The 26,584-nt window shown below is 41.6% G+C and carries 22 protein-coding genes; 11 read left to right on the top strand and 11 right to left on the bottom strand.

Features of this window, described 5'->3' with window-relative positions:
• Positions 1-515: 515 nt before the first annotated feature.
• The 6 genes from VB733_RS15430 (at position 516) to psb35 (ending at position 6,926) form a co-directional block, all read left to right on the top strand.
• Positions 516-2,552, top strand: coding sequence for a DICT sensory domain-containing protein (locus VB733_RS15430; protein WP_323340942.1), 2,037 nt, complete (start codon positions 516-518; stop codon positions 2,550-2,552).
• A gap of 215 nt (positions 2,553-2,767) precedes the next feature.
• Positions 2,768-3,187, top strand: coding sequence for a photosystem I reaction center subunit II PsaD (locus VB733_RS15435; protein WP_323340943.1), 420 nt, complete (start codon positions 2,768-2,770; stop codon positions 3,185-3,187).
• Positions 3,188-3,264: 77 nt separating this feature from the next.
• The gene (trpE, locus tag VB733_RS15440; protein ID WP_323341029.1) at positions 3,265-4,803 is read left to right on the top strand and encodes an anthranilate synthase component I; all 1,539 of its coding nucleotides are present in this window, start codon (positions 3,265-3,267) and stop codon (positions 4,801-4,803) included.
• A gap of 182 nt (positions 4,804-4,985) precedes the next feature.
• Complete coding sequence (gene cbiB / locus VB733_RS15445) at positions 4,986-5,954, top strand: adenosylcobinamide-phosphate synthase CbiB (protein WP_323340944.1); 969 nt, start codon at positions 4,986-4,988, stop codon at positions 5,952-5,954.
• Positions 5,955-6,058: 104 nt separating this feature from the next.
• Positions 6,059-6,601: a bifunctional pyr operon transcriptional regulator/uracil phosphoribosyltransferase PyrR gene (gene pyrR / locus VB733_RS15450; RefSeq protein WP_323340945.1), complete on the top strand. Its 543-nt coding sequence runs from the start codon at positions 6,059-6,061 to the stop codon at positions 6,599-6,601.
• A 100-nt stretch (positions 6,602-6,701) separates the two neighbouring features.
• Positions 6,702-6,926 carry a photosystem II assembly protein Psb35 gene (gene psb35, locus VB733_RS15455; protein WP_323340946.1) on the top strand — a complete coding sequence of 75 codons (225 nt, stop codon included), beginning with the start codon at positions 6,702-6,704 and terminating at the stop codon, positions 6,924-6,926.
• A gap of 208 nt (positions 6,927-7,134) precedes the next feature.
• Here psb35 and VB733_RS15460 read toward each other — a convergent pair whose 3' ends face one another.
• The 5 genes from VB733_RS15460 to VB733_RS15480 form a co-directional block, all read right to left on the bottom strand.
• Positions 7,135-9,021 (bottom strand): response regulator, encoded by a 1,887-nt coding sequence (locus VB733_RS15460; protein ID WP_323340947.1) that lies wholly within the window; start codon positions 9,019-9,021, stop codon positions 7,135-7,137.
• Positions 9,022-9,036: 15 nt separating this feature from the next.
• Positions 9,037-9,483, bottom strand: coding sequence for a response regulator (locus tag VB733_RS15465; protein WP_323340948.1), 447 nt, complete (start codon positions 9,481-9,483; stop codon positions 9,037-9,039).
• Between the two features lie 491 nt (positions 9,484-9,974).
• A complete protein-coding gene (locus tag VB733_RS15470) occupies positions 9,975-12,935 on the bottom strand; it encodes a PAS domain-containing protein (RefSeq protein WP_323340949.1) in 2,961 nt (986 codons plus the stop codon).
• Positions 12,936-13,247: 312 nt separating this feature from the next.
• Positions 13,248-14,156 carry a polyamine aminopropyltransferase gene (gene speE / locus VB733_RS15475; RefSeq protein WP_323340950.1) on the bottom strand — a complete coding sequence of 303 codons (909 nt, stop codon included), beginning with the start codon at positions 14,154-14,156 and terminating at the stop codon, positions 13,248-13,250.
• A gap of 249 nt (positions 14,157-14,405) precedes the next feature.
• The gene (locus VB733_RS15480; protein WP_323340951.1) at positions 14,406-15,347 is read right to left on the bottom strand and encodes an N-acetylmuramoyl-L-alanine amidase; all 942 of its coding nucleotides are present in this window, start codon (positions 15,345-15,347) and stop codon (positions 14,406-14,408) included.
• Between the two features lie 496 nt (positions 15,348-15,843).
• Here VB733_RS15480 and VB733_RS15485 point away from each other — a divergent pair, with 496 nt between their 5' ends.
• On the top strand, positions 15,844-17,484 hold the full coding sequence (locus tag VB733_RS15485; RefSeq protein ID WP_323340952.1) for a hypothetical protein: 1,641 nt from the start codon (positions 15,844-15,846) through the stop codon (positions 17,482-17,484).
• Positions 17,485-17,614: 130 nt separating this feature from the next.
• Here VB733_RS15485 and VB733_RS15490 read toward each other — a convergent pair whose 3' ends face one another.
• The 3 genes from VB733_RS15490 to VB733_RS15500 form a co-directional block, all read right to left on the bottom strand.
• Positions 17,615-18,229 (bottom strand): L,D-transpeptidase, encoded by a 615-nt coding sequence (locus tag VB733_RS15490; RefSeq protein WP_323340953.1) that lies wholly within the window; start codon positions 18,227-18,229, stop codon positions 17,615-17,617.
• A gap of 416 nt (positions 18,230-18,645) precedes the next feature.
• On the bottom strand, positions 18,646-19,137 hold the full coding sequence (locus VB733_RS15495; RefSeq protein ID WP_323340954.1) for a hypothetical protein: 492 nt from the start codon (positions 19,135-19,137) through the stop codon (positions 18,646-18,648).
• A 97-nt stretch (positions 19,138-19,234) separates the two neighbouring features.
• Entirely contained in the window at positions 19,235-19,441 is a 207-nt protein-coding gene (locus tag VB733_RS15500) for a hypothetical protein (protein ID WP_323340955.1), read from the bottom strand.
• A gap of 49 nt (positions 19,442-19,490) precedes the next feature.
• Between VB733_RS15500 and VB733_RS15505 the strand changes: the two genes are divergently transcribed.
• Together VB733_RS15505 and VB733_RS15510 are read left to right on the top strand one after the other, a co-directional pair.
• Entirely contained in the window at positions 19,491-19,994 is a 504-nt protein-coding gene (locus VB733_RS15505; protein ID WP_323340956.1) for a HugZ family protein, read from the top strand.
• Positions 19,995-20,182: 188 nt separating this feature from the next.
• Positions 20,183-21,175, top strand: a complete 993-nt coding sequence (locus tag VB733_RS15510; protein WP_323340957.1) for an aldo/keto reductase — start codon at positions 20,183-20,185, stop codon at positions 21,173-21,175.
• 61 nt (positions 21,176-21,236) lie between these two features.
• Here the strand turns inward: VB733_RS15510 and VB733_RS15515 are convergent, their stop codons facing one another.
• On the bottom strand, positions 21,237-21,542 hold the full coding sequence (locus VB733_RS15515) for a P-II family nitrogen regulator (protein ID WP_323340958.1): 306 nt from the start codon (positions 21,540-21,542) through the stop codon (positions 21,237-21,239).
• A gap of 315 nt (positions 21,543-21,857) precedes the next feature.
• Here VB733_RS15515 and VB733_RS15520 point away from each other — a divergent pair, with 315 nt between their 5' ends.
• Entirely contained in the window at positions 21,858-23,075 is a 1,218-nt protein-coding gene (locus VB733_RS15520; protein ID WP_323340959.1) for a DUF4336 domain-containing protein, read from the top strand.
• Between the two features lie 22 nt (positions 23,076-23,097).
• On the opposite strand, the gene VB733_RS15525 is transcribed toward VB733_RS15520, so the two are convergent.
• Together VB733_RS15525 and recN are read right to left on the bottom strand one after the other, a co-directional pair.
• Entirely contained in the window at positions 23,098-23,223 is a 126-nt protein-coding gene (locus VB733_RS15525) for a hypothetical protein (protein WP_323340960.1), read from the bottom strand.
• Positions 23,224-23,234: 11 nt separating this feature from the next.
• Positions 23,235-24,995, bottom strand: a complete 1,761-nt coding sequence (gene recN / locus VB733_RS15530) for a DNA repair protein RecN (protein WP_323340961.1) — start codon at positions 24,993-24,995, stop codon at positions 23,235-23,237.
• Between the two features lie 188 nt (positions 24,996-25,183).
• On the opposite strand from recN, the gene VB733_RS15535 reads away from it, so the two are divergent.
• Complete coding sequence (locus tag VB733_RS15535) at positions 25,184-26,410, top strand: MFS transporter (RefSeq protein ID WP_323340962.1); 1,227 nt, start codon at positions 25,184-25,186, stop codon at positions 26,408-26,410.
• The last annotated feature ends 174 nt before the right edge of the window (positions 26,411-26,584 follow it).

A 26,584-nucleotide genomic window follows, 5' to 3' on the forward strand; every position in this document is an offset into this window, starting at 1 on the left:
GTATAACATCAAAAGCCGCCCTAGAAGGACAGGGCTTTAAACCCAGTTTTCGGTAAGTTTTCAACCATACACTATTTTTTGTGTATAGTTCCACAAAGCCAAATTGACGTGGCATAGCCAGCAACAGTGCCTAAAAATAAGCTCTAACAATCAAGCTAGAGGATATTGATTCGTTTAGATTATATATTTCTTTGTACTCATATTTTGTGCGATCGCAGCACAATTTTGAGTTCTCAAAGCAAAAATACAGAATTGACTGGGTAGATATGGAAAGATATCAATAAATTAATTTATGATGGTTTTGGTAGAAAACAGTAATCTAAATCTGATAAATAAGTATTAGATATGGATATCAGCCAATTATTTGCCTTGCCCCCCTCAGGGCGATGGTAAAAGTCTGTGATTTGGTAATCTTTACATATCGCAAACACTGTATGGGCTGAAAGTCCGTTGTAATTTGTACAATGCAGCTGAGAGATGGTTTTTTTCGGCGATCGCCGCTCTAAACGATATACATGAGCATTTCGACTTCGGTACTGAGCGATTTGCTACAGACCCTACCCTACCTGCGACCTCAGTTATACTTCAAGGCTTCGCTGACGGCGCTTTCCCATGCGATGGAAGACCAAGTTTTGGCAGCCACGCTTGAGGAACCGTTAGTTATTGCCAGTTTCCAACGCGAGCGTTTTTACCGTCAGGAAGCACATCGCTATCAAAGACTGGCACAGCGAAGTAATCACATCTACGTACTATCCGCCCCGGAAACAGATTTTGCTAATAGTTCCGATTATTACGAAAAAGTCGCCTTTGAACCGGAAGATGCCTTAAGTAATGAGTGGCATTTGGTTGTCATTGCCCAAAACTACGCCACCTGTTTGGTTTGTCGGGAGGTTCCCCTATCGCTAGCCAAAAAACAGCGAATGGGTGAACTCAGTCCCACCTTAGATACAGATACATCCCGAAGGTTTGAAGGTATCTGGACATCGGAACGGGGAGTCAGCTTACAAGTTGCCAGCTTGTTGCTAGAGCGGATTTTGGTTTACCGACCGGAATTAGCAGCAAAAATCGCCCAAGCGCGATCGCGTTTTCATCTGGGTGCTAATCCTGGCTCGAATTTGAACCCCAAGTTTGGCGAGAATAAACCGCCCCAAAGCAACGAATATGCCTGTGACATTGACACAGACCCCTTTGTGCAACGCTTAGTCACTTACCTCCAAGCCAGTCAATACAAACTACACAAAGCTTATCGTTCCATTGCTGCCCAAGCACAAAAAGAACGTTTAGTCAACTCCATTACTACAGCGATTAGACGTTCTTTAAACCCTCAAGAAGTCCTGCAAGTAGCCGTACAGGAATTGGGGCAACATTTGGGGGCTTGTCGTTGTTTGATTTACCGTGCCCAAGCCAGCGATACCCAAGCAATAGTCGAACATGAATATTTGGGTTCGGGGGTGTCATTACTGGGGCAAAGCTGGAATTTAGACAAAAATTCCCTGTTTGCAGAAGTTGTCCAGGACAGCGAAGGGGTATGTGTTGCGGACACAATGAACGATAGTCGAGTCATTAACTCCCCAGGATTGTGGAAACAAGTCGAAAAGCTGGGGATTCGTTCGTGGTTGCTCGAACCCGTATTTTATCAAGGACGTTTATTGGGCATCATTGAATTACATTACTGTGGCAACGCACCGCACCTGTGGCACGCCGGCGAAATCGACTTGGTAAAAGCGATCGCCACCCAAATTGGAGCGGCACTAATCCAAGCCGAGTCATTTGCCAATTTGGAAGACCTGAATGGGCAGTTAGAAGCACTGGATAGAACCCGCAGCAACCTCATCGCTATTACTGGGCACGAACTTCGCACCCCACTTTCCACAATCCAAGTTTGTCTGGAAAGCCTTGCCACCGAACCGGATATGCCCTTGGAACTGCGTCAAGTCATGCTCAATACCGCCTTATCAGATTCCGAGAGAATGCGAAAGCTTGTGCAAGATTTCTTAACACTTTCCAACCTCGAAAGCGGTCGAGTCGAATGGCATCCAGAATCCTTAACATTACAAGAATGTATAGATTTATCCCTGAGTCGGGCACGTAGTCGCTTTACAATGGAGGAATTACCGGAAATTAAAACCGAAATTGCCAAAAATTTACCATTAGTGCGAGCAGATGGAGACTGGCTAGTGGAAGTATTAGCAAAATTAATCGACAACGCCTGTAAATTTACACCAACAGGCGGCAAAATCACGCTTAAAGGCAAACGTAACCGCGATCGCATGGTTGAAGTTACCGTTGCCGATACAGGTAGAGGGATCGAACCCAACCGCCTGGAAATCGTCTTTGACCGTTTTTACCAAGAAGAAGGGGCATTGCGGCGAACAGCAGGCGGGACAGGCTTAGGTCTGGCAATTTGTCGCCAAATCGTTAATGGCTGGGGCGGTGAAATCTGGGCAGAATCTAAAGGGAAAAATCAGGGCAGTCAATTTCACTTTACAATTCCAGTTGCCAGCAATCGGAATGAGGAGTTGGGGATGAGGAGTAAAAAGTCAGGAGGGTGAAGTGATTAATTACGTCATCTGCATTTTTATCAGTATGATTACTTAGAGGAAAGACTTACCGCTAGAAATTGCGTAGCTTTAGGGAACCGCAGAGTATTACCAATTGCCCCATAACAATTAACCACAAACAACAAACTGTTACAGACTGTGAAATAATCGCAATATTGCCCCAATGGGAGTGTTAGGATGCCGTAAAAACGTTGAGTTAAATCCCTATGGCAGAAACTCTTTCTGGACAAATGCCTTTGTTTGCAGGTAGCACTGGCGGCTTGCTGACAAAAGCTGAAGTTGAAGAAAAATACGCAATTACCTGGACTAGCCCAAAAGCGCAAGTCTTTGAAATGCCAACTGGCGGCGCAGCTACTATGCGCGAAGGTGATAACCTGCTGTACCTCGCTCGTAAAGAGTATGGTATTGCTCTGGGTGGACAACTCCGGAAGTTTAAAATCACAAATTATAAAATCTACCGGATTCTTCCCAACGGCGAAACCTCAAAGATTCACCCAGCAGACGGCGTATTCCCCGAAAAAGTCAACCAAGGACGCGAAAAGGTACGTTATGTCGATCGCAAAATTGGTGATAACCCAAACCCTTCCCAAATTAAATTTAGTGGTAAAGCTACTCACGAGGTTTAATTTAGTTTAAAGTGCTGGGTGCTGGGTACTGAGAACAAACACTCAGGACTCAGCACTCATCACTCATGAATACAGTTATGATTTTTCCTGATTTCTCCCAATTTTCCGAATTAGCAAAGCAAGGTAATTTTGTCCCCGTTTATCAGGAATGGGTGGCAGATTTAGATACGCCTGTTTCAACTTGGTATAAAGTCTGTGCAGGACAGCCCTATAGTTTTTTGCTGGAGTCGGTGGAAGGAGGCGAAAAAATCGGGCGCTACAGTTTGGTTGGTTGTAATCCTTTATGGGTACTGGAAGCGAGGGGAGAAACAACAACGCAGATGCATCGAGATGGTTCGCAAGTGGTATTTACGGGCGATCCTTTTACAGCTTTGTCAGAGTGTTTAGCACCTTTTCAGCCAGTGAAGTTACCAGAGTTACCCCCAGGAATCGGTGGATTATTTGGATTTTGGGGCTACGAACTGATTAAATGGATTGAGCCAAAAGTATCTATTCATAGTCAAGATGACCGTAATATCCCTGATGGATTGTGGATGCAGGTAGATAACCTGTTGATATTCGACCAAGTAAAGCGGAAAATTTGGGCGATCGCATATGCTGATTTACGGGATGGTGACATTAAAGCTGCGTATGAACAGGCAACAGCGAGGGTTGCCGAAATCGTCAGTAAATTATCCTCACCTTTGTCACCCGAAAAAACAATTTTGGAATGGACTCCCCCAGGGAAGCAGAGAAAAGAAGATGGGGAGAGAGATGAAATAGGGGAGTATCAAAGTAATTTTACGCGGGAAGAATTTTGTCGCAGTGTCGAAAAGGCAAAGGAATATATTAAAGCTGGTGATATTTTCCAAGTCGTCATTTCCCAGCGTCTCACTACCGAATATCAAGGCGATCCATTTGCACTTTACCGTTCTTTACGTCAAATCAACCCTTCGCCCTACATGTCATATTTTCACTTCCAGGATTGGCAAATCATTGGTTCCAGTCCCGAAGTGATGGTAAAAGCCGATCGCAATTCCGAGTCGGAGATAATTGCCACAGTTCGCCCAATTGCGGGTACTCGTCGTCGAGGGAAAACACCCCCAGAAGATAATGCCTTAGCCCAGGATTTATTGCAAGACCCCAAGGAAATAGCCGAACATGTGATGTTAGTAGACTTAGGAAGGAACGACTTAGGGAGAGTTTGCGAAAGCGGTAGCGTGCGAGTGGATGAATTGATGGTTGTCGAGCGATATTCCCATGTTATGCATATTGTCAGTAATGTCATTGGCAAACTTGCAGCAGGAAAGACAGCCTGGGACTTAATGAAAGCCTGTTTTCCCGCCGGAACCGTTAGCGGTGCGCCCAAAATCCGTGCCATGCAAATTATCAACGAATTAGAACCATCCCGTCGCGGTGTGTATTCGGGAGTGTATGGATATTACGACTTTGAAGGACAATTAAATAGCGCGATCGCAATTCGGACAATGGTAATGCGGGATGGTAAAGTGAGCGTGCAAGCAGGTGCAGGGTTAGTTGCTGACTCGGAACCAGAGAAGGAGTATGAAGAGACTTTGAATAAAGCGCGGGGAATGTTGGAAGCAATTAGGTGTTTGCGGGAAGTAAAAATTAAGTGATGGGGAGACGCGGGGATAGGGAGAGTGGGGGAGTGGGGGAGTGGGAGAGTGGGGGAGTGGGAGAGTGGGAGAGTGGGGGAGTGGGAGAGTGGGGGAGTGGGAGAGTGATGAATGATTACTGTATTCTCAGTGCTGTATTCTAGATTCTGAGTGCTGTATTCTTGATTCAGAATTTTAGCCAAATGACATCTACCCTTGTTTTAATCGTTGCTGCAACTTTAGATTACTTAATTGCTGATCCAATTAACTGGCTTCATCCGGTTCAATTAATGGGGTGGATAATTGCTAGCTTCAGCAAATTGTGTTTACGATTTTGTCAACATTCTTTGACACAGCGATTAGCAGGAGTTTTGCTGGGAATTTTTTTAATCATAGGAACTGCTACGATTAGCACCTTGATGATTCAATTTACCCGATCGCTCCACCCATTACTAGGAATTATCACCGAATCAATCTTACTTGCCAGTTGTTTCGCAGCCAAAAGTTTAAGAAATGCCGCCGCAACCGTATTACAACCATTAATCATGGCAGATATTGAGCGATCGCGCCAAAATCTGAGGAAATTTGTCGGCAGAGATACCGAAAATCTCTCGAAAACAGAGATATTAAGGGCAGTTTTAGAAACAGTTACAGAAAATGCCATCGATGGAGTCATGGCTCCTCTCTTTTATGCAATTCTAGGTGGATTAATTCCCGGTGTGGGTTGCGTACCACTGGCATTAGCATACAAAGCCAGCAGCACCCTTGATTCAATGGTGGGCTACAAAGAAGCACCATATACTCATCTTGGTTGGTTCAGTGCCAAAACAGAAGACATTTTGACTTGGGTTCCCTGTCGGCTCACAGTTCTTACCTTAGCGCTGATTTCTGGTAAACCTATGCAAGTATGGCAAATTTGCGATCGCGATGCAACCCAAGACCCCAGCCCCAACTCTGGTTGGAGTGAATGTGTCTATGCTGCGATTCTTCAAGTGCAGGTGGGAGGCACAAATTCCTATCAAGGGGTTATCAAACACAAACCATTATTGGGTGACAATATCTATCCCATCCAACCCGAAACAATTGATCAAGCTTTAAAATTAACTCGATACTGCTTTTTATTGTGGTTAGGGGTTGCTACCTCCCTATTCCTAACTACTGCGATTAGGTAATGATAAAAAGGGAAAGAGGGAAGGGGAAAATTCCTCATCATTAACTATTAACCAATTTCCACAAATTATATATAGTGTAATTAATAACTCAGGGGTATCGGTATATGAATCTGTCTACGAAAGTGGTTGAGATTCTCTCGTCTGAAGAACTCCGCCGTACAGTGACCCGTCTTGCTTCGCAAATTATCGAACGAACTCGTGATTTATCGCAGTTGACGCTTCTCGGTATTTATACGAGAGGTGTGCCACTTGCGGAAGTATTGGCGCGGCAAATAGAAGTATTAGAAGGCATTTCTGTATCGGTGGGCGCATTAGATATTACCTTTTATCGGGATGACTTAGACCAAATTAGTCTGCGAACTCCAGCCAAAACCGATATTCCTTTTGATTTGACAGGAAAAACTGTTGTTCTTGTTGATGATGTGATTTTTAAAGGTCGTACAATTCGTGCTGCCTTGAATGCTGTACATGAATATGGTAGACCAGAAGTGATTCGTTTAGCGGTTTTGGTCGATCGCGGTCATCGAGAAGTGCCAATTCACCCGGATTTTATTGGTAAGCAGTTACCAACAGCAAAAGAGGAAATTGTCAAGGTTTATTTACAAAGTTTTGATGGGCGTGATGCGGTTGAACTTATATCCGGCTAAGTTTGGTAATCAGTTAGGTAATTATTCCTGCCATTTCCCTTTTTGACCATTAAATATTAATATTTTTTAATATAATGTCACCAAGATTTACAGGTATCCTATGAATTTATTACTTGCAGTTATGGACAAAGCTTCCTATGACTCTTATCTCCAAATAGCTTTAGTAGTTGTGGGTGTGGGAGGATTTTTAGCAGCTGTAATTCTCGGTTCGATTGGTTGGTATAATTCAAAGCGCCCCGCAGGTTGGGAAGCTTCAGAAACTCCGGGTTGGGTTCCCAAAGTTAATGCTGAAGATGAAAAGAAAGAAGATAATTCTTCTAATTAAAATCGATTTTTTGTAAACGTAAGGTGCGTTAAGGCGATTATTAACGCATCATCCGAGGATTAGAATGAGGGGGAGATGGGGAGACGCGGCGACGCGGAGAATTTTTTGTTTTCACCCCACTATAGAAGCGACGCAGGGACTATTTTTGGTATGAATTTAATGACATGTTACTTATAGAATACATGACTACAGTGCAGAGCCTTAATTCTTAATTCTTAATTGTGCTAATAGCTTGTAATAATTGCTTGGCAGTATAGGGTTTAAATAAAAAGGCTTGGACTCCGATTTCGCTCACAGCATGTATTTTTTCAGTGGAAGCCAGCCCACTAACAGCGATGATTTTCACGCGGGGATTAATTTTTTGGAGGGTGCGGATAGTGGTGAGTCCATCCATTGTTGGCATTACCATATCGGTGACAACAACAGATATTTCGTGGCAACGTTCTGCATATAGGGCTATGGCTTCGATACCATCGCTAGCAGTAATAGCTTGGTAGTTAAAGCTTTCCAGCGAGGCTTTCGTGACATCGCGAATTGAGTCTTCATCATCAACGACTAGAATTAATTCGCCGTTGCCGAGGTTAACATCGATATCCCCATCTTCAATTGTTTCCGGGGTTTGTAAAGCTGGTAAATAGATTTGAAATTGACTACCTTTATTAACTTCACTATAAACATTAACAAATCCACCGTGGCTTTTGATGATTCCTAAAACAGTCGATAGTCCAAGCCCAGTACCTTTTCCCAGTTCTTTAGTTGTAAAAAATGGTTCAAAAATACGATCTATGATTTTAGGACTAATGCCAATACCTGTATCGCTGACGATTATTAATATATAGTTGCCAATTCGAGCTTCTATATTCATTTTCGTGTAATTTTCGTCTATAGATAGATTTTCCGCCTCTATAGTCAATTTTCCTCCGTCTGGCATGGCATCGCGGGCGTTAACGCAGAGATTCATTAACACTTGGTGGAGTTGGGTAGAGTTGCCGGAGACTGTCCATAATTCTGGGGAAATGTGGATTGTGGTTTGAATTGTTTTGGGGAAAGTTTCTTTGATGATTTGTTGAATTTCATAGATGAGGTGTTTGAATTGCAGTGGTGTTCTGTCACCTTCAATGCCTCTTGTAAATGATAAAACTTGTTTGACTAGGTTGGCTCCGCGTTTGGCGTTAGATATTAATATTGGTAACAGTTTTTTGCTGCGATCGTCTTCGGCACGTGATTCTAAAAGTTGTGCTGTCATTAAAATTGGTGCAAGGACATTATTTAAATCATGGGCAATGCCGCTTGCCAGGGTGCCGATACTTTCTAAGCGTTGGGCACGGAAGAATTGCGATTCTAGTTGTTTTTTTTGCGTGATGTCAGTATTAACTACGAGAATTACCTGGGATTTATCCTCGAATTCTGTCACCAATGTCCAGCGACTTTCAACAATGATTTCGTTGCCGGAAATTGTTGTTTGTCTTAACTCGCCTTCCCAAGAACCATTTGTGAGGAGGAGATTAGATGCCAATTGGATTTGTAACAAATTCTTTTCGTCCCATAACTGGGAGGTATATTTGCCAACAGCTTCTTCTTGACTCCATCCATATAATTTTTCCGATGCTTTGTTCCAAAAAAGTATTTGATTGTTTAAATCGCAGACAAAGATAGCATCAGTAGCGACATCAATTAATGCTGCTTGTTGACGAATTTTACGTTCGGCACGTTTGCGTTCTAAAGCATAGCGAATCGATCGCTCTAATAATGCCGAATTTAATTGACTTTTTTCCAAATAATCGGCTGCACCTGCTTCCATTGCTTGAATATCAATTTGGCGATCGCCTCTACCTGTAAGTAAAATTATCGGGGCACAGCAGCCATTGGCGATCGCTTTACTTAACAATTCCAAACCATTACTTTCGCCTAAACGATAATCAATTAGATAAATATCATGTTGATTTTGGGCTATGGAATTAATGCCGCCTTCATAATTATTTACCCATTCCAATTGACAACTCACAACCTGAAATTCGCTACACCAATCTTGAATTAGGATATAGTCATCCTCATCATCATCGATCAGCAAAACTTGGATTGGGCTATTTTTCATGGTTGCCTCCCCAAATTAAAGTGGCAATTCTACAATTTCCAGCCAATAATTTCCTATACTTTGCATCATTTTTACTAATGATGGAAAATTCATTGGTTTAATGATGAATGAATTTGCACCTAAATAATATGTCCGAGATATGTCTTCTTCAGCTTTTGATGTTGTGAGAACAATGACTGGTATTTGTCTAAGTTTCGGGTCATTTTTTATCTCCTTGAGTGCTTCACGACCGTCTTTTTTAGGCATATTTAAGTCTAGCAAAATCAAGTTTGGACGGGGATAAATGTCTGGATTAGCATATTCACCGCGATGGTATAAGTAATCTAATAATTCCTCGCCGTCTTTAACCACACAAAGCTCACTAGACAATTGACTTTCCGCCAATGCCTCGCGTGCTAACATGCAATCATCCTCGTCATCATCTGCTAATAAAATTCTGACGGTTGTTTGCTGACCCTTCACTATATATTTTCTCCTGCTAGGGGGACAAAAGTATTAATTCAGCATTAAATCGCAATGAGAAAGTCAATATTAATATACTTCTATTACTATTTATTGCAAGTAAAAGAAACGTTCCCAAGCACAAAAAATAGAAACCTCCAATAACTCAGCAGATGCAAATAGTTGTTCATCGAAGTAGTGCTTCTGAGGATGAATACTTATTTATTATATTTACAGGAGTTTCCGAGAGTTTATGCAGCGAATTACCATCAATTTATGTGAGCCTGAATCAATCACACCTTCTACGTTCCATAGCTTACCTGTATCTGCACTAACAAAGAACTCAGGTGTCAAGAATTAGGTATCACAATTAATTTTGTACAGTTCTTTACTAAGTATACTTAAGGAATATTTTATACTATTTTTCGTTGGTTCAAAAATTCAGGTATGATATCAAGTCCAGCTGATGAGTTATTATTAATTTTTCTCCGCGTCGGTTTTATCGTCATTACTCAGGCGAAGCTGATATGACTTGGTAATGTGACAATAAATTTTGTACCTTGTCCGGGTTGACTTTGGACAGTAATACTTCCTTGGTGGCGCTCGACAATTTTACGGCAAATAGCTAAACCAATACCTGTGCCTTCGTATTCGCTGCGCCCGTGCAAACGTTGAAACACTTGGAAAATGCGATCGCAATATTTTTCATCAAATCCAATCCCGTTATCCTCAACTGTCAGGTGACATATTTCCTCGCTATCTTCACCCGTAGTCATTTCGCTGTAAATACTCACAATGGGTACTTTGTTGGGCAGATGAAACTTGAGGGCATTACCGATTAAATTTTGTAATAGTTGTCTAATTTGTAACGGGTCTCCCTTGATTGTCGGTAAATAACCAAGTTCGATTTTGCCGTGACTTTGCTGGATACGCACTTCTAAATCAGACAAAACTTCCTGGGTAATTTGCCGCAAATTAATCGGTATAAATGGTTGTGCCCTAGTTGTCACCCGCGATAGGGTTAATAAGTCGTCAATCAATGCTTGCATTCGCTGGGCGGCATTCAACATCCGTTCGAGATAGTCGTTGGCTCGTTCGGGAAGAATACCTTCACAGGTAACTTTGAGCCTGTCACCAAATGCTTGGATTTTTCGCAACGGTTCCTGTAAATCGTGGGAAGCAATGAAAGCAAATTGTTGTAACTCTTCGTTGGAACGGGCGAGTTCTTGACGTTGTAGGGTTTCTTGTTCGAGTAATTTAGCTTGGGCGAGGGCTATACCGATTTGATCTGCTAGTTGGCGCAGTAGCTCGATTTCCCAACTTGTCCAGACACGAGGATGGCTGCATTGATGGGCAATTAAAAATCCCCAAAGATGATTTTGTAGGAGAATTGGCACAACTAGGTTGGCTTGGACAGCGAATTGTTGCAAAAATGACCGATGGCAAGGTTGAATATCGGATTCGGCGATGTTGGCGATCGCACTGATGCGTCCTTGACGGTATTTATCCAGATATTCTTCTCCAAAACAGGGATCAACAATGTCTCTACCTAAAACCACGGGAAAGCCTATTTTTACAGCTTCTTGGACTGCTGTCACCGCACCATTAGCACGGAATCGTAACATGACTACCCGGTCGGAGTTAAGTAATTTTTGGACTTCGTTGACGCTAGTCCGCAGAATTTCTTCAATTTGCAACGATTGGCGAATCTTGAGGGTGAAATCTGCGAATAATTGCGATCGCAAGTTTTGACGCTGTAATTGTTCTTGCACCCGCTTGCGTTCGGATATGTCCATCATTGCCCCAATTACACGGATTGGTTTCCCGGAACTATCGCGAACCACATAGGCACGGTCAAAAATATAAGCATAGGAACCGTCGGCACAACGAAAGCGATATTCATTTGACCAGACTTGTTGTTTATGATCAATAACACTTTGAATATCTGAGATGATACGGCGCTTATCTTTGGGGTGAATGCGATCGCGCCACCAAGTTACGTAGGGGTCAATATGTGACGGTAAGTAACCAAACAAAGTCTGGACATTTTCATTCCACCACCAGCTATTGGTTTCTAAATTCCAGTCCCAAATGACATCATTTGTGGCTTGGGCGACAATTTGAAATCTTTCTTCACTTTGACGTAGTCTCTCTTCTGTGAATCTCCGTTCTATGGCGGCTGCCAGGACATTGGCAATGGCTTGCAAAAAATATATTTCATCGCGACTAAAATCACGGGGTGTCGTCCCATATACCCCTAAAACCCCAAATGGGAGTTCTTTTCCATGAATTAAAACACTGGCACAGCTAACTATATTCTGGGAGGCAAGTAAATCTGGGGGGATAAAACGGCTTTCCGTCGTAAAATCGTAGACAAGAAAACTTTCGTTTGCTAATAGTGCCTGGGCAAATTCAGAATTGATTTTGGCTGTGCCGAGTAATTCCGGTTGCCAACCCACCCCAACCCGCAATAAAAGATTATTTTCGCCTTCTTGCAATTCTAAAACATTGCAGAAATCAACACCTAAACTTGCTGCGATCGCATTTACTGATTGCTGCATTAATGTTGTCAAATCAATTCCAGCTAGGGCTAATTGACTCAATTCTGCTACCAATGCTTGGCGATTGGCATATGTTTCCAAGGCTGATTCTGCTTCTTTGCGCTTGGTAATATCTGTGTCCACTCCAGACATGGCGACAGGAACAGCTGCATCATCGTAAAAAACGACACCCTTGCTCGCCATCCAGCGAATAGTCCCATCAGGTAATAATGCCCGAAATTCAATATCGTACTCTGTAGCCTGTTTGACTGCATCTTGAATTGCACTGACGACTAAATCGCGATCCTCCGGGTAAATGGAACGTAAAAAAGCCTCGTAAGTCCCTGCAAAAGAGCCTTTTTCTAAACCAAACAGTGCCTCTTTATTATCTGACCAGATTACGCGATCGTTGGCAATATCCCAGTCCCAAATTCCCATTTGTGCTGACTGTAATGCCATCATTAATTGGGCTTCCCGTCGTTTTGCCTGTTCGGTTTGATAATGTAATTCCTCCACCGTGCGCTTACTTTCCAGCAAATGACGTACACGCTGGCGTAATACCTGCCAGTGGATTGGTTTAGTAATATAGTCGGTAGCACCAGCCGCAAAAGCTCTATCCACCGAATTTTGATCGGATAGAACTGTAATCATTAAAATTGGAATATTAGATTGAATATTAGATTGAATATTAGAAATGCTATAGATGGCTTGATTGTTCTCAAGATTACGCAACAACTGGCAGCAAGTAAAACCATCCATGCGCTCCATCAAAGCATCTAACAACACCATGTCTGGCTTTAATTGTTGATAAATATCTAATGCTTCTTCACCATCGCTGGCTTCGGCGACGGAATATCCTGCTTGCTGAAGTAATTCTCGCAACTGTCCCCTCGTCACAGCATCATCATCAACGATTAAAATTAATTCAGCCATTTGGGTTAGTGATTAAATTCAATAATCTTAGTTGTCTATGTTACGAATGTTGCATAACAGCTACAGAGAAGCGAAAAGTTATGTCTATATGGTTGCAATCGGATTACAATCTGTAACCATTCTAGCTAAGTTACTGACAATCCAGCATGAATAGATTATCAGAGAAAATTGTTGCAAGTGGCTTTTCATTAGCATTAAAACATCTCGATCATGCACTGAGTTTTGTTGAGAGGTGCGTTACGTTCTGGTAACAGCACCCTACTTTTGGACTTTATTTAACCCACATTCCTGAGGTTCATCGAATTAGTTAAATCAAATTTGCATCATCTTCTGAATATACCCCGGTAAAGCAAATGCTGCTTGATGAATATCTGGGTTGTAATACCGCAAATTATGCTCTTGAGTGAATTTTGCCGCTTTTTCTCGATCAAAATTATTGACAGGATGATTTCCTTGTTTGGAACAATAGGTTAAACTCCACATGCCTGTCGGATACATGGGAATAAATACTAAATAAGGATGTACTGAACTAACACCAAAAACTTCTTTAAGGCATTTATTTAAATCCACAAAGGCATCGGGATGAAATAGAGGTGATTCGCTTTGAATTGTCACTGCACCACCGGGACGTAAACAACGAAAGATATCTTCATAAAAGGATTTACTGAAAAGTCCTTCCGATGGTCCTACGGGGTCAGATGAATCAATAATTACCAAGTCATAGGAATTGTCTTTGGCTTCTTTAACAAATTTAATCCCATCGTCGATGAGTAAATTTAATTTGGGATGCTCTAACGCCGAAGAAATAGTTGGTAAAAATTGTTTTGAGGCACGCACGACAACTTCATCAATTTCTACCATTGTCACCCGCTCGATACTGGGATGACGCATTAATTCTCGAATTGTCCCACCATCACCTGCACCAATTACCAGTACATCTTTAATACCAGAATTAGCAAACATGGGTACGTGAACAATCATCTCATGATAATTTGCCTCATCCGATTCAGTACACATCACCATGCGATCGATTGTCAGCATTTTTCCTCTGTCGTAGGTATCAAATACTTCTACTGTTTGGAATGGTGATTCTTCTTTAAAAAGGCATTCACCTTGAATACGAATAGATAATCCACTCTTGCCATTATGGTCAATTACCCATTCAGAAGGAGTAAATTGGGTAGATGTGGTGTTAGAAGTTGAGACTGGAGAAGTTGTCATTATTTGATGCGCTTTGCCTTTTGCAAATACAGTAATACCAGTCGCTAATTGTACCCGAATACTGAAGCTGATAGCCCGCGACTTTATAAAAAATAATTAGGTTAAGAGTTTTCTTAACCTAAGTCTTAACCTAGTTCTTAACCTCATTATTTCTAGAGGAATCCATTTTGGTTGATGAAAAAATCAAGTATTACAGATGTTTTAGATGCAACGTCGGAATGCATAAAAGTCAATCAGATTAACCTAGACTTAACCAATTAACTTTTGCCAACTAATTGGTCCAATAATTCCATCAGCCAGTAAACCATTTTGTCGTTGAAAATTCTTCACCGCTACTTCTGTTTGTGTTCCATAAACACCATCGATTTCGACCCCGACACGATACTGTATATAACGTATAACTGGTCCTCCAGCATGGTTAGGTCTAATAATTCGCTTGGCTAAAATTTGATTTATGGCTTCCCAGGTAGTGTTACCAATAATACCAGTTACTTGCACACCAACAATACGCTGAAATCTTTCCAGTGCTTGTTTTGTTTGCACATCAATTGTATTGTCTTCGAGCAAAATTTTGCCATCTTTGTCAGTAATTTTCAGTCGATTCAAGGCTCGTTGCAATCTCAAAACTGTAATATCAGCATTATCTTCTTCGTCAGGAATAGGAATAACAGGTCTTGTTGGTAATTCGCCAGTTAATCCTTTGACAATAGCATTTGCGATCGCCTCAGAATTAAATAATGCCATATCTTTTCTGGAGTCGATAAAGCAACTTTCAATTAAAATCGCTGGCATCTTGGTATTTCTCAGCACAAATAAATGAGAACCATTTTTTATGCCCCGATTAAAAAAGCCTAATTTAATAATTTCATCTAATACAGGTTTTGCGGCTTTTCTTCCTTCTGTGCCGACTGCATAAATTTCTGTACCATTGGCTTGCTGATTGAAAGCATTAAAGTGAATTGAGACAAATAAATCAACTTTTGTATTGTTAGCTAAGTCGCATCTGCGTGATAAAGAATCTTTAACATTACTCGCTCTTGCTGGTTTACAGTCAATTACTTCATGACCTAATGATTTTAATTTTGAGATAATTCGACTACCAACATCTAAAGTCAAATTATCCTCGAATTTGATTCCACGAGCGCCAGTGTCAGGGGGACAGTTATGACCAATATCAATTCCAAATCGCACAGTTAAACCTCCATGGAGCTATTTTTACTTTTTGATGCTGGTGATGTATTTTTACTGGTTGCTGGTTTTCAGAAAATTGACGTTCAATAATTTATCAACTATAAAAACAGGTAGTATTTTACACTATCTACCCAAAAGCCTGAATATGATTTCGCGACTTCAATCACACATTGGCAATAAATCCAACTTTTACATAAGTAATTTAAATCACATGGGTGTTGGCGTATACATGATAAGATATACGACGCTAATTGTCCATTATTGAAAATAAGAAAATCTGAGCTTTTTTATCAAAATTGAAATCAATATCGTTTCCCAGATTAATTTTTGAATGTTAATGAATTCGTGACTATTTTTGTTGTCTGGTAACTCCCAATCACCTAAATAGCCTCTATTTTTAACCCTAATGGGTGAACATTCTCTTATTTTGTTGATGTTGATTATCTAAGATAAAACATCATTGGGGAAATGACTACTTGCAAATGAAGGGGTACATATGTCGGGTGCATCTAATTCTTCTAATTCTTCTAATTCTTCCAACTCTAAATACCATGATCCCAAAACACCATCAGATGTCCAAATAAGCTTTGAAGCGCGCAAACCAATTATGGATCCGACGCTAGGGATTGCGGTAAATATCTCCAAAGAGGGAACACCACCGCACCGCTTGGTGACAATTGGGGACTCACTTACACATGGTTTTCAAAGTGGTGCTATCCATAATACTAGTTTGTCCTATCCTGCAATTATTGCCAAAGAAATGGGCTGGAAAGAACTGCGTCATCCTGTTTACAATAGTCCCGATGCTGGCTTACCGCTTAATTTGGAAAAATTAGCGAATGATTTGCACAAGAAATTTGGTGATAAAATCACCTGGTTGAATACGATTCCCGTCATCTTGTTTATTCGTGAATATTTAGATCGGGTTGAAAATTATTGGGAACGCGGTGGGGGCACAAAATTCCCCCAGGAAGGCAAAATTAACCATAATCTGGCGATTTATGGCTGGGATATCCGCAATACACTATCCCGCAATGCAGATATCTGCTTGGATGTTCTTGCCAAAAATCCACCTAAAAATGACTGGATACGTAAAGTTGTCGAAAATCATAACGAACGTGCTTCCTGTTATGTTTTAAATACAGCACGCGATCGCTTTGGGAATGCACTCACACCGATACAAGCAGCAACATTACTCGGCGAAGAGGGTAGTGCCGACAGCGAAGGGATTGAAACCTTAATTGTCATGGTTGGCTCTAATAATGCTCTGGGTTCAATTTTGACTTTTAATGTATCCTGGAGCGAAGAAGGTTATGACGATATGAGTGTCAATGATAAATATACAGTTTGGCGACCAATTCACTTCAAAGCTGAACTGGATTTATTGGTAGCGGAAATCAAAAAAATTCGCGCTCGTCACGTAATTCTTTCTACTGTGCCCCATATCACAATTGCTCCATTAGCACATGGAGTTGGTGGAAAAGCCCGAAATCATTCCCGGTATTTTCCCTACTATTCCTTACCTTGGATTCAAGATGCTGATTTTAATCCAGACAAGCACCCACGCATTACTGAAAATGAAGCTAGGGCAATTGATAGTGCGATCGATCAGTATAATCAAGCCATTACCGAAGTGGTACGGCAAGCGCGGTTGGAAGGTAAAGACTGGTATCTATTTGAACTTTGTGGCTTGCTTGACCGTTCGGCATCACGTCGCTACATCGAAGACCCAGATGCCCGTCCCGATTGGTGGGATGAGGTCGGAGGTGAGTATCAATTACCACCTGCGTTAGAAGCGGTTTCTCCGAGATTAACGTCAGAATTTCTTCTTTCTGAAGCTCAAGGTCGAATTCAAGGTGGTTTATTCTCCCTGGATGGTGTTCATCCATCAACGGTTAGCTATGGTGTGATTGCAGAGGAAATGATTAAAATTATGCAGCTAGCAGGGGTGAAGTTTTATGAAGGTGATGGGAAAACGGAACGAAAAGGGGAAATAAAGGTTGATTTTGAGGATTTAGTGCAGCGAGATACGTTAGTGTCTCAGACTCCACGCAATGTCAAAACTATTTTGGAATTTCTGGGCGGAATTGATAAGAATTTCAATTTCCTAAGTGGAATGATGAAGCGAAATTATTAATTCGGCTGACATTTTTTGAGTTTTCACAGCCCCGACTTCTAAAAAATCGGGGTTTCTCGCTAGTTGAGTAAAAGTAGTTGACAAAATGTACAATACTTGTTCTTTTACAGGAGTTTGATAACTCAATCAACTAAGGTTCAATCTTGACAACTGTACCAATTTTTACCTGCTCATAAAGGGCGATCGCATCTTGATTATGCATTCGGATACATCCATGTGATACGGCTTTACCAATTAACTCAGGTTGGTTTGTACCATGAAATCCTAATCTGGTTTTACCATCTGTCCAAATCCCAATCCAACGAGGTCCGAGGGGGTTTTCGGGACCAGAGGGAATGATGCGTCCAGTTTTAAAGCTTTTGAAAATCGGATTAATTTCTTGTTCGTAAACTTGGAAGGTACCTTTTGGTGTTTCCCAACCAGGTTTTCCAATTGCAATCCGATAATTCGCAATTATCTCATTACCCCGATATACGTACACCTTTTTTGCTTTTAAGTTCACTACCAGATGAATTTCATCGGCTATCGGTTCAACTTCGGGAACAGTTTCACTAGGTTGATTTTGGGGGATTGGTACTGCTTCGACAGCATCATTGGTAGTTATGGGTTTGAATAATGACTGTGCAATAGCTGGTTGTGCTTGGGATAATAGGAATTCTCCCGCACTAAAAACTAATGCCATGCTTGCAAAGGTAAGGAAACGCTTTGCCAAAAAATCTTTGAGATTGTTCCTAGTCCAGCGCATCTGGAAAGTACCGCAAAACGATATTTGGATTACGCAAAACAGCCACTATTAAATCTATTTAGAGTAAATCTATGCAGATTGAGTTAAGACTTACGCACTAGTGACAAAAAACTTGGTAATTGCTGTTTGATGTGGCAATTACGTAGATTGACAATCCATGCGTAAGCCCTATCTATGTGGTTACACTGAAATATTACCACACTGTTAATTCGCCGATCGCAGCAGTTTTCAGATCAATAAACGAAATTTTTGTCTAAGTAGAGACAAAGGAAAATCCGAGAATTTAGTTTAAATCAATGAAAACTCCCAATCATACCGTTTTGCCAAAATCGGGCAACAGATAAAATAAATCTCCGTGTCTCTTCATCTGTGCGTCCCCGCGTCACCATCTGTTACTTTCTTTGGGAGAATTGGTATTACCAAGTTTGGGGAACAATAGTTGGAGAAGGTGCTGGTGTAGGAACTTCTGTTGGTGCTGGTTCGGGTACTGGTACTGGTTCAGGCGTTGGTGCTGGTGTGGATTCGATTTTGGGAACTTCAATTGCTGGGGGAGTAACAATAGGACGCGGGGTAAGATTAATCCGTTTGCAAAAGAAGGGGGTAATTGTTACTCGTGAGCCTACTAATTGTCCCATATGTCCGACTTCGCGGCGATCGAGGGAAACATGTTTAGTGCCTCCACCATCAAGTTCTACCATGACGATATCACCTGTGACAGCATAAACAGTACCGACGATAGTATCTTGTTCAACAGTAGTCGGATTCTCTGTTTCGGCGGCTTGAGCAATTTTGCATACTTTTTTGGCTGGGATGACGATTCCCGGTGTGTTTACTGCTGGGGCGGCGATGGCGCTATTCCAAGATAGTAAAGGCAGTAATGAAACGAAGGATAAAAAGGTTTTTCTCATTGCAATTCAATCCTTAGAGGGATGTAAAAATTATGAATTTGTTCTCAACTTGAATGCATATTTTGAGCATTTTTAGTGAGATTTTTGTCAAAAGTTGTTAAATTTCTGACACCATTAGAGAATGGGAAGAAAAATTATCTTTACTAATAAAATATTTACCATCTTTGCCTATCCCCAGGGAAGCTTTTTTTGCGATCGCATGGCTGAGTTGATGATATTTTAACTTTGAGATGAGAAATTGTATATTATCGTAGAGGCGTAGAGTCAAACAGTTCCGTGCTGGTGTATGAGCAACTTTTGGCACATCTACTTAATTACCTGATATCCAATTCCCAATTCACCCATAACTACCCATGTCACAATTTGAAGCTATCCAAGCTGCATATCAAACCTTTACTGAACAATTCCAAAGCGCTGTCATTAGTACAGTTAGCAAAGATGGTATCCCCAATGCTAGCTATGCTCCTTTTGTGATGGATGATTTGAAAAATATCTATATATATGTGAGTGGACTTTCAACACATACACAAAATCTCAATGACGTACCCAAAGCGAGTGTCTTGTTTGTGGAAGATGAATCCAAAACTCAGCAAATATTTGCTCGTCGCCGTTTAAGCTATGAATGTAATGCCAGTTTATTAAAACGTGATACAGCAACATGGATGATAGTCAACTCTGATTTTGAAGCCAGATTTGGTAACATCATTAAACTATTTCGCGATTTACCCGATTTTCGCATTTTTCAATTAACTCCAACTTCTGGAAGGTTTGTGGTTGGTTTTGGCGCAGCCTATGAAGTGGATGCAACTAATTTAAATAAGTTAATTCATGTCACTGGAGAAAACGAAGATGGATAATATCAGAGTTGCCAAATAATTATATTAAAATCGATGCGGAGATAGAAAGATAGGGGGCACGGCGAAAAATTAATGAGAACTGATTCCCCAGAATTGATATTACTACAAACTTCTTTTCTATAGAGTCATAATCGCCATAACTGAATCATTTTTTTGGACTGAAATCTTTTTATTTAATCTTCCATAATATGCAAACTAGCCAAACATTTTCTTTACCAAAACTCTCTCTACCAATAATGGGATGTGGAACTTGGGCATGGGGTAATCGCTTGCTCTGGGGTTATGATGAAAGTATGGATAGTGGTTTGCAAGAGGTTTTTAACCTGTGCGTTAATAACGGTGTGACACTGTTTGATACAGGTGACTCCTATGGAACTGGCAAATTAAATGGACGTAGTGAGCAACTTTTAGGCAGTTTTGCTCAAGCATATTCAGGTGATAACAAAAATGATATTTGTATTGCCACAAAACTGGCTGCTTATCCTTGGAGATTAACTCGCCATTCAATGGTTGCTGCGGGGAAAGCTTCCGCAAAACGCTTGGGACGCAATATTGATTTAGTACAAATGCATTGGTCAACTGCAAATTATGCGCCTTGGCAAGAGGGGGCGCTGTTGGATGGTTTGGCAGATTTGTATGAGCAAGGTTTGGTAAAAGGCGTGGGATTATCCAATTATGGAACCAAACGATTACGATGGGTACATCAAAGATTTCGCGATCGCGGTATCCCCATTACAAGTTTACAGGTTCAGTACTCATTACTATCAACTTATCCTGTAACTGAATTAGGATTGAAAGATGTCTGCGATGAACTGGGGATTAAGTTGATTGCTTATAGTCCTTTGGCGTTGGGATTATTAACGGGAAAATATTCGGAAAATAATTATCCTCAAGGGATTCGTGGTTTGGTTTGTCGGCAGTTATTACCGGGGATGAAATCGCTGTTTCAATGTCTGGATGAAATTGCAGTTGCCAGAAATAAAAGTATTTCTCAGGTGGCAATTAATTGGTGTATTGCGAAAGGAACAATTCCGATTCCTGGTGCTAAATCTGTAGAACAAGCCAGGGAAAATATTGGTGCTTTGGGATGGATATTAAATGCTGGTGAAGTTGCAGAATTAGATCAAATTGCGGCAAGTTTAAAGAAAAAAATGGTGCAAAATATTTTTCAGACTCAATAATCCTGCAAAATCGAGAGCATTTTCTAGTTCATGCGATCGCACTTAATTATCTTAATATTAATTAATACAAAGCTTCCACATTGTGTCGGAAAGCAATAAATCCTTGTTCACCTTGATATTCCATGAGGGAGGAGAAAATAGCATCGGAGATTTCTGGAGAAACAATAGTTTTGATTTCAACGTTGGTATTGTAACCGGGAATGTCTCCCATCCGGTTGCCGTGGCTACCGACTCCCCTAGCTGGAGTGACAGTATAGCCAGTGGCACCGAGAGTTTTCAACATTTTGATCAGATTATCTTGCAGCACAGCTTCACCAATGATGGTGACTAGTGTGGCAGATTCGAGGGGAAGAGGTTTTAAGGACATAAATAACTCCTAATATATGAAAATGAGTTCGGAATCAGCTAGAATCATGGTGCTATCGTTGGCTATAGCTCCATTTCTTCGGAGAATCAGTAGTAAAATATTCTGAACCTGAACTGACCTGATATTACTAATGTACTGCTAAATCGCCATCATCAATCAGATTCTCTAGGTTGATATTTGTGCATATTTAAGTAGGAATATTTAAGTTGAATATTTAAAGTGAATATTTAAGTTTTATTGCCCAATTTTCCATCCCAATTCCCCACTTCTCCTAGTAAGCTAATAAATATGTAGAAAGTGCGATCGCAAGATAAAATGAACGGGCAAGCAAGGCAGGCTGAAGAGGTAAAAAATTCCCAAGATTTTTCATGGCAGTTTTGGTTTACTTTGCCAATTTATCCCTTTGGAAAACGGCAAACTATCCGTAGGGAAGTCATTAAAAATACAATTTGGACTTTTGAACAAATTCAAGGTATTTTTTATGTGATTGTCCCGATTCGGATGACGGTGGTGAAGCTGAATGAGGGAGGTTTACTTGTTTATGCACCTGTCGCCCCAACTCCAGAATGTATTCGTTTGGTGAATGAATTAGTGGCGGAGCATGGTGAGGTTAAGTATATTATTTTACCTACAATCTCCGGTATCGAACATAAAGTTTTTGTCGGTCCCTTTGCTAGATATTTTCCCCATGCTGAGGTTTTTGTCGCTCCGAGTCAGTGGAGTTTTCCCCTGAATTTGCCCTTAAGTTGGTTGGGTTTGCCCAGTAAACGCACTTCCATACTTCCCGAAGATAGTAGTCAAACACCTTTCGCCGCAGAGTTTGATTATGAGATACTGGGGGCGATCGATTTGGGAGCGGGGAAATTCGCCGAAGTCGCTTTCTTTCACAAATCTTCAAAAACCCTATTGTTGACAGATACGATTGTTTCTGTGCCCGCAGAACCTCCTGCCATACTACAATTAGACCCTTACCCGTTGCTGTTCCATGCGCGAGATCGAGCCTTCGATGTTGTCATCGATAATGCCGAAAATCGTCGTCGAGGATGGTGGCGAGTTGCCCTATTTGCTTTTTATTTTCAGCCAAGTGTTTTGGAAATACCGAAATGGGGCAGTGTGTTTCGTGATGCTGCCAAAGTCAGTAATCGTTCCCGCAAAAACTACTTTGGCTTATATCCCTTCCAATGGAAAGTCGATTGGCAGCGTTCTTTTGAGGCTTTACGGGGTGATGGTCGCATTTTCGTAGCACCAATTTTACAAGCTTTGATTCTCAACCGAGCGCCAGAGGAAACACTAGCATGGGCTGATAGGGTTGCACAGTGGGACTTTCAACAAATTATTCCCTGTCATTTGGATGCACCGATTCCAGCGACTCCGTATCAATTTAGACAAGCATTCTCATTTTTGGAAAAACAACCAACGCTGGCGAGTTACAACAGTTATCTCTTGCCGGAAGTCGATTTTCAAGTGTTGCGGAAAATTGATGCAGGTTTAGATCGAACTGGAGTTGTACCACCTGCCAAGGAGCAGGTTTAGGTAGGGATTACATCATGCCCGGTTAAATAGCAACGATAAAACTGACGCGGAGATGGGGAGATAGAGGGACGCGGAGAAAAATAATAATATAAAATGGTGCGTTACGCTGCGCTAACAGCACCCTACTTTTATAATTTATTGAATCCACATCCACCTTCCTTACTTTGTTTTCTTGCCTTTACGATGGTTATCTGCCTGGAGGAGTAGAGAATCTGCAAAAGCGATCGCATCCTGTGCTGATTTGCCGCCTGCAAGTTGCGCGAGTTCGTCTCGACGTTTGTTTAAATTATCCAATGCTGTCACCCTGACAACGGTTCTCTCTTCACCGTTACCATTGTTCTCTTTTTTACCTTTGACTTGATTGAGAACCTGCTTAGAAACTCGAAAGTGTCTATCTGCCATTGCCGCTACCAGAGGTTGGTGAGTAACACATAATACCTGCTGTTGATGGCTAATTTGATGTAATTTATCGGCGATGCTTTGGGCAACTCTTCCCGATACCCCGACATCGATTTCATCAAATACCATTGTTCCCGGTGCATCTATTTGGGAAAAACATGATTTTAAAGCCAGTAAAAAGCGGCTCATTTCTCCACCCGAAGCAGTTTCTGAAAGGGGTTGCAGAGGTTCCCCAGGGTTGGGACTAAACATAAAGGTGATTTTGTCTGCACCTGTAGGGGTTGGTGAAGTCGCCACTATTTCTACTTGAAATTGTACCTTTTCCATCGCTAAGGGTTTGAGTTCGCGGATGATTTGCTTTTCCAATTGCTTCCCCGCTTGGCGACGCATTTCCGTTAACTTGCCACAGGCTTGGGTTAATTTCTGGAAACAGGCTTTTTCCTGCTGTTCTAAATTCTCGATGGATTGCTCGCTATCGGTAAGGGCTGCCAACTCCGCTTGGGTACGGTTGTAATGAGCGATCGCATCCGCTAAAGTGGGACCATATTTGCGGATAATTTGTTTAAGTTCACGAATCCGTGCTTCTACTTCCTCTAACCTCTGGGGGTCTGCTTCTAAATTTTCACCATAGGTATTAATTTGGCGCGCCACCTCACTCACAGCCATTTGAGCATCGCGAATCAAATCTAATAAATCCTGTAGTTGAGAATCATACTCAACCATATCCAATAATTCACCTTCGCTATCACCAAGTAAGTCTGTGACAGTTGGTGTATCGCCATCATTACCATCATTTTGATATAAAGCTTGGTAAACTTTATAACTTGCCTGTTGTAAATCAACCACATGGGTGAGGCGATCGCATTCCTGTTGCAGTTGTTCTAGTTCGTCAGGTTCACTGAGATTTGCAGCACCCAATTCCTGCACTTGGTAGGTAAGTAAATCGAGTTGCTGTAAGCGTTCCCGGTCAGAGGTACGGCGTTGTTCTAAAGCTAGATGTGCCTGTTGATACACTACAAAAGCACTGGCGATCGCCTGACGCTGCTGGAGAAGGGCATCCCCACCATAGACATCCAACCAATCCCGCACCTGGGAAGACTTTCCCACCTGAACACTTTGACCTTGTGCGGTGATTTCCACGAGTTTTTCCCGTAACTCGTTCATCACTTGACGATTAACCAAAACCCCATTCACACGCGATCGGCTGCGGATATTACTGGTAGTGGCAGAAATTTCGCGACTTATTACTACTGAGCTTGCATCAAGTAAATCAATTTCTTGCTCGCTTAACCACCCAGCTAAAGCATGATTTGTGGCAAAGGTTGCTTCCACCAAAGTCCGACTCGTGCCAGTACGAATGACTCGACTAGATACTTTACCACCTAAAACAGCATCGATCGCATCCAGAATAATCGATTTCCCTGCACCAGTCTCACCCGTGAGTACATTCAGTCCTGCACCAAATTCTAGTTCTAACTGGTCAATGAGGGCAAAATTTTCAATTCGCAGCAGACACAACATCGAGGCAAAATCTCCATGAGGAAGACGCAGGAATATTTGTTACTTGAGAGTTTAGTAGTATTGCATCTTTTTGAGTCTACCAAAACTAATTTGCTTTGACAGTATTTGCAATAATCAGTGACAAAATAGATGTTGCCAGAAAATTACCTTTACAATAGTTAACATTATCCTGAAAGCAAAACCCAAACATGAAAACCCCAATCCCCAAGCAAGTGTGGGTACAAACCATCGCCCGTGGATTATATCAACTTGGTTCCGCAGTCCTACTTTTCTACATGCCAATTGTGTTTGTCAACTATGGGAATTTATCGGCGACGGAAGTTGGATTTGCGGTTGGTGGCGGTTCGGTAGCGGGATTTGCGGGGAATATTTTGGGGGGAATTTTGGCTGATTCTCCCAAATTTGGACGCAGGCGAAGTTTAATTTTATCCTCTACTTTTGCCGTTATCTCTGCATTAATTGCTGTATTTACAGAAAGTTTTTCGCTGTTGTTGCTGGCGAATATTGTCTTTGGTTTAAGTACGGGTTTATACTGGACTGCTGCGGATGCATCAGTAATGGATGTAACTTTACCTGAACAGCGTCAAAGTGCCTTTTCTCTATTGGGTGTGGCGGATAATCTCGGATTTGGTGCCGGGACTTTGGTAGGTGGATTGTTATTAAAGCGACTGCATCCGGCGGAATTGCTCTTTGCTGCCAGTGCGATCGCATTTTTCATCCTACTACTTTTATTTACTGTGGCGATGCGGGAAACCCGTGAGTCGAGCAGTGAAACGCAAGAAATTCAGGAAATCCAGAAGGGTTGGAAAACAGCTTTAACTGATTCACGGTTGTTGATTTATTTATTGGTAAATACTTTATTTATTAGCTATATTGCTTTATCTGGTGGGACTTTACCACTTTACTTTGTGAATTTTGGCGGAACTGCGGATGCCGTTGTGGCGAATTTGTTTACCTGGGGTTATGTGGGTTTAGGGGCATTGTTACAGGTTCCAGTCATACGAGTTATCGCTAAGTTGAGTTATTTGAATGCGCTGATGATTTCCATGGCTGTTTGGGGTGTGGGTTTCTTGCTGGTGTCGCTTTTGGGTAATACCGGAGAGATTTATCAGTTGGGAATATTTGCCGTTTTCGCGATCGCTTCCATCATCTATAAGCCTACATCTTCCGCCTGGATTTCGGAATTGGCACCTGCACATTTACGAGGAGCTTATACTGCGATCGCCTATCAATGTTGGACAATTGGATATGTAATTGGTCCAATTATTGGTGGATGGCTAATCGATCAATCCCATGATGTGGCGCAATATACTTGGCTGGCGGTGGCTTTGAGTACCTTGTCTGGTTTAGTTGTGTTACAGGTTTTGAATAAGCGGAATAATGCTTTGAAGGAAAATATTGTGGTTGAAAGTTAGTTTGTAAGTAGCCATCATGAACTGACATAGATTCAGAACGCATGAAAAGGCTATTAGTCGTCAGGGTTGAAATCAGGGACTGTAGCTGGCAAGATGCCCTGGAGTAAGAATATCTCCCCGGAAACTCCTCTCCGCACTACCAAAAACCCCTCACAACAAAATTGACAGACTACT

It is taken from the genome of Calothrix sp. UHCC 0171 (genome assembly GCF_034931845.1).
GTDB lineage: Bacteria > Cyanobacteriota > Cyanobacteriia > Cyanobacteriales > Nostocaceae > Brunnivagina.

Bases quoted from the DNA above. Each gene is read 5' to 3' on its own strand.
- VB733_RS15430 (WP_323340942.1), top strand. From the start codon at position 516: ATGAGCATTTCGACTTCGGTACTGAGCGATTTGCTACAGACCCTACCC.
- VB733_RS15435 (WP_323340943.1), top strand. From the start codon at position 2,768: ATGGCAGAAACTCTTTCTGGACAAATGCCTTTGTTTGCAGGTAGCACT.
- trpE (WP_323341029.1), top strand. From the start codon at position 3,265: ATGATTTTTCCTGATTTCTCCCAATTTTCCGAATTAGCAAAGCAAGGT.
- cbiB (WP_323340944.1), top strand. From the start codon at position 4,986: ATGACATCTACCCTTGTTTTAATCGTTGCTGCAACTTTAGATTACTTA.
- pyrR (WP_323340945.1), top strand. From the start codon at position 6,059: ATGAATCTGTCTACGAAAGTGGTTGAGATTCTCTCGTCTGAAGAACTC.
- psb35 (WP_323340946.1), top strand. From the start codon at position 6,702: ATGAATTTATTACTTGCAGTTATGGACAAAGCTTCCTATGACTCTTAT.
- VB733_RS15460 (WP_323340947.1), bottom strand. From the start codon at position 9,021: ATGAAAAATAGCCCAATCCAAGTTTTGCTGATCGATGATGATGAGGAT.
- VB733_RS15470 (WP_323340949.1), bottom strand. From the start codon at position 12,935: ATGGCTGAATTAATTTTAATCGTTGATGATGATGCTGTGACGAGGGGA.
- speE (WP_323340950.1), bottom strand. From the start codon at position 14,156: ATGACAACTTCTCCAGTCTCAACTTCTAACACCACATCTACCCAATTT.
- VB733_RS15485 (WP_323340952.1), top strand. From the start codon at position 15,844: ATGTCGGGTGCATCTAATTCTTCTAATTCTTCTAATTCTTCCAACTCT.
- VB733_RS15490 (WP_323340953.1), bottom strand. From the start codon at position 18,229: ATGCGCTGGACTAGGAACAATCTCAAAGATTTTTTGGCAAAGCGTTTC.
- VB733_RS15495 (WP_323340954.1), bottom strand. From the start codon at position 19,137: ATGAGAAAAACCTTTTTATCCTTCGTTTCATTACTGCCTTTACTATCT.
- VB733_RS15505 (WP_323340956.1), top strand. From the start codon at position 19,491: ATGTCACAATTTGAAGCTATCCAAGCTGCATATCAAACCTTTACTGAA.
- VB733_RS15510 (WP_323340957.1), top strand. From the start codon at position 20,183: ATGCAAACTAGCCAAACATTTTCTTTACCAAAACTCTCTCTACCAATA.
- VB733_RS15515 (WP_323340958.1), bottom strand. From the start codon at position 21,542: ATGTCCTTAAAACCTCTTCCCCTCGAATCTGCCACACTAGTCACCATC.
- VB733_RS15520 (WP_323340959.1), top strand. From the start codon at position 21,858: ATGAACGGGCAAGCAAGGCAGGCTGAAGAGGTAAAAAATTCCCAAGAT.
- recN (WP_323340961.1), bottom strand. From the start codon at position 24,995: ATGTTGTGTCTGCTGCGAATTGAAAATTTTGCCCTCATTGACCAGTTA.
- VB733_RS15535 (WP_323340962.1), top strand. From the start codon at position 25,184: ATGAAAACCCCAATCCCCAAGCAAGTGTGGGTACAAACCATCGCCCGT.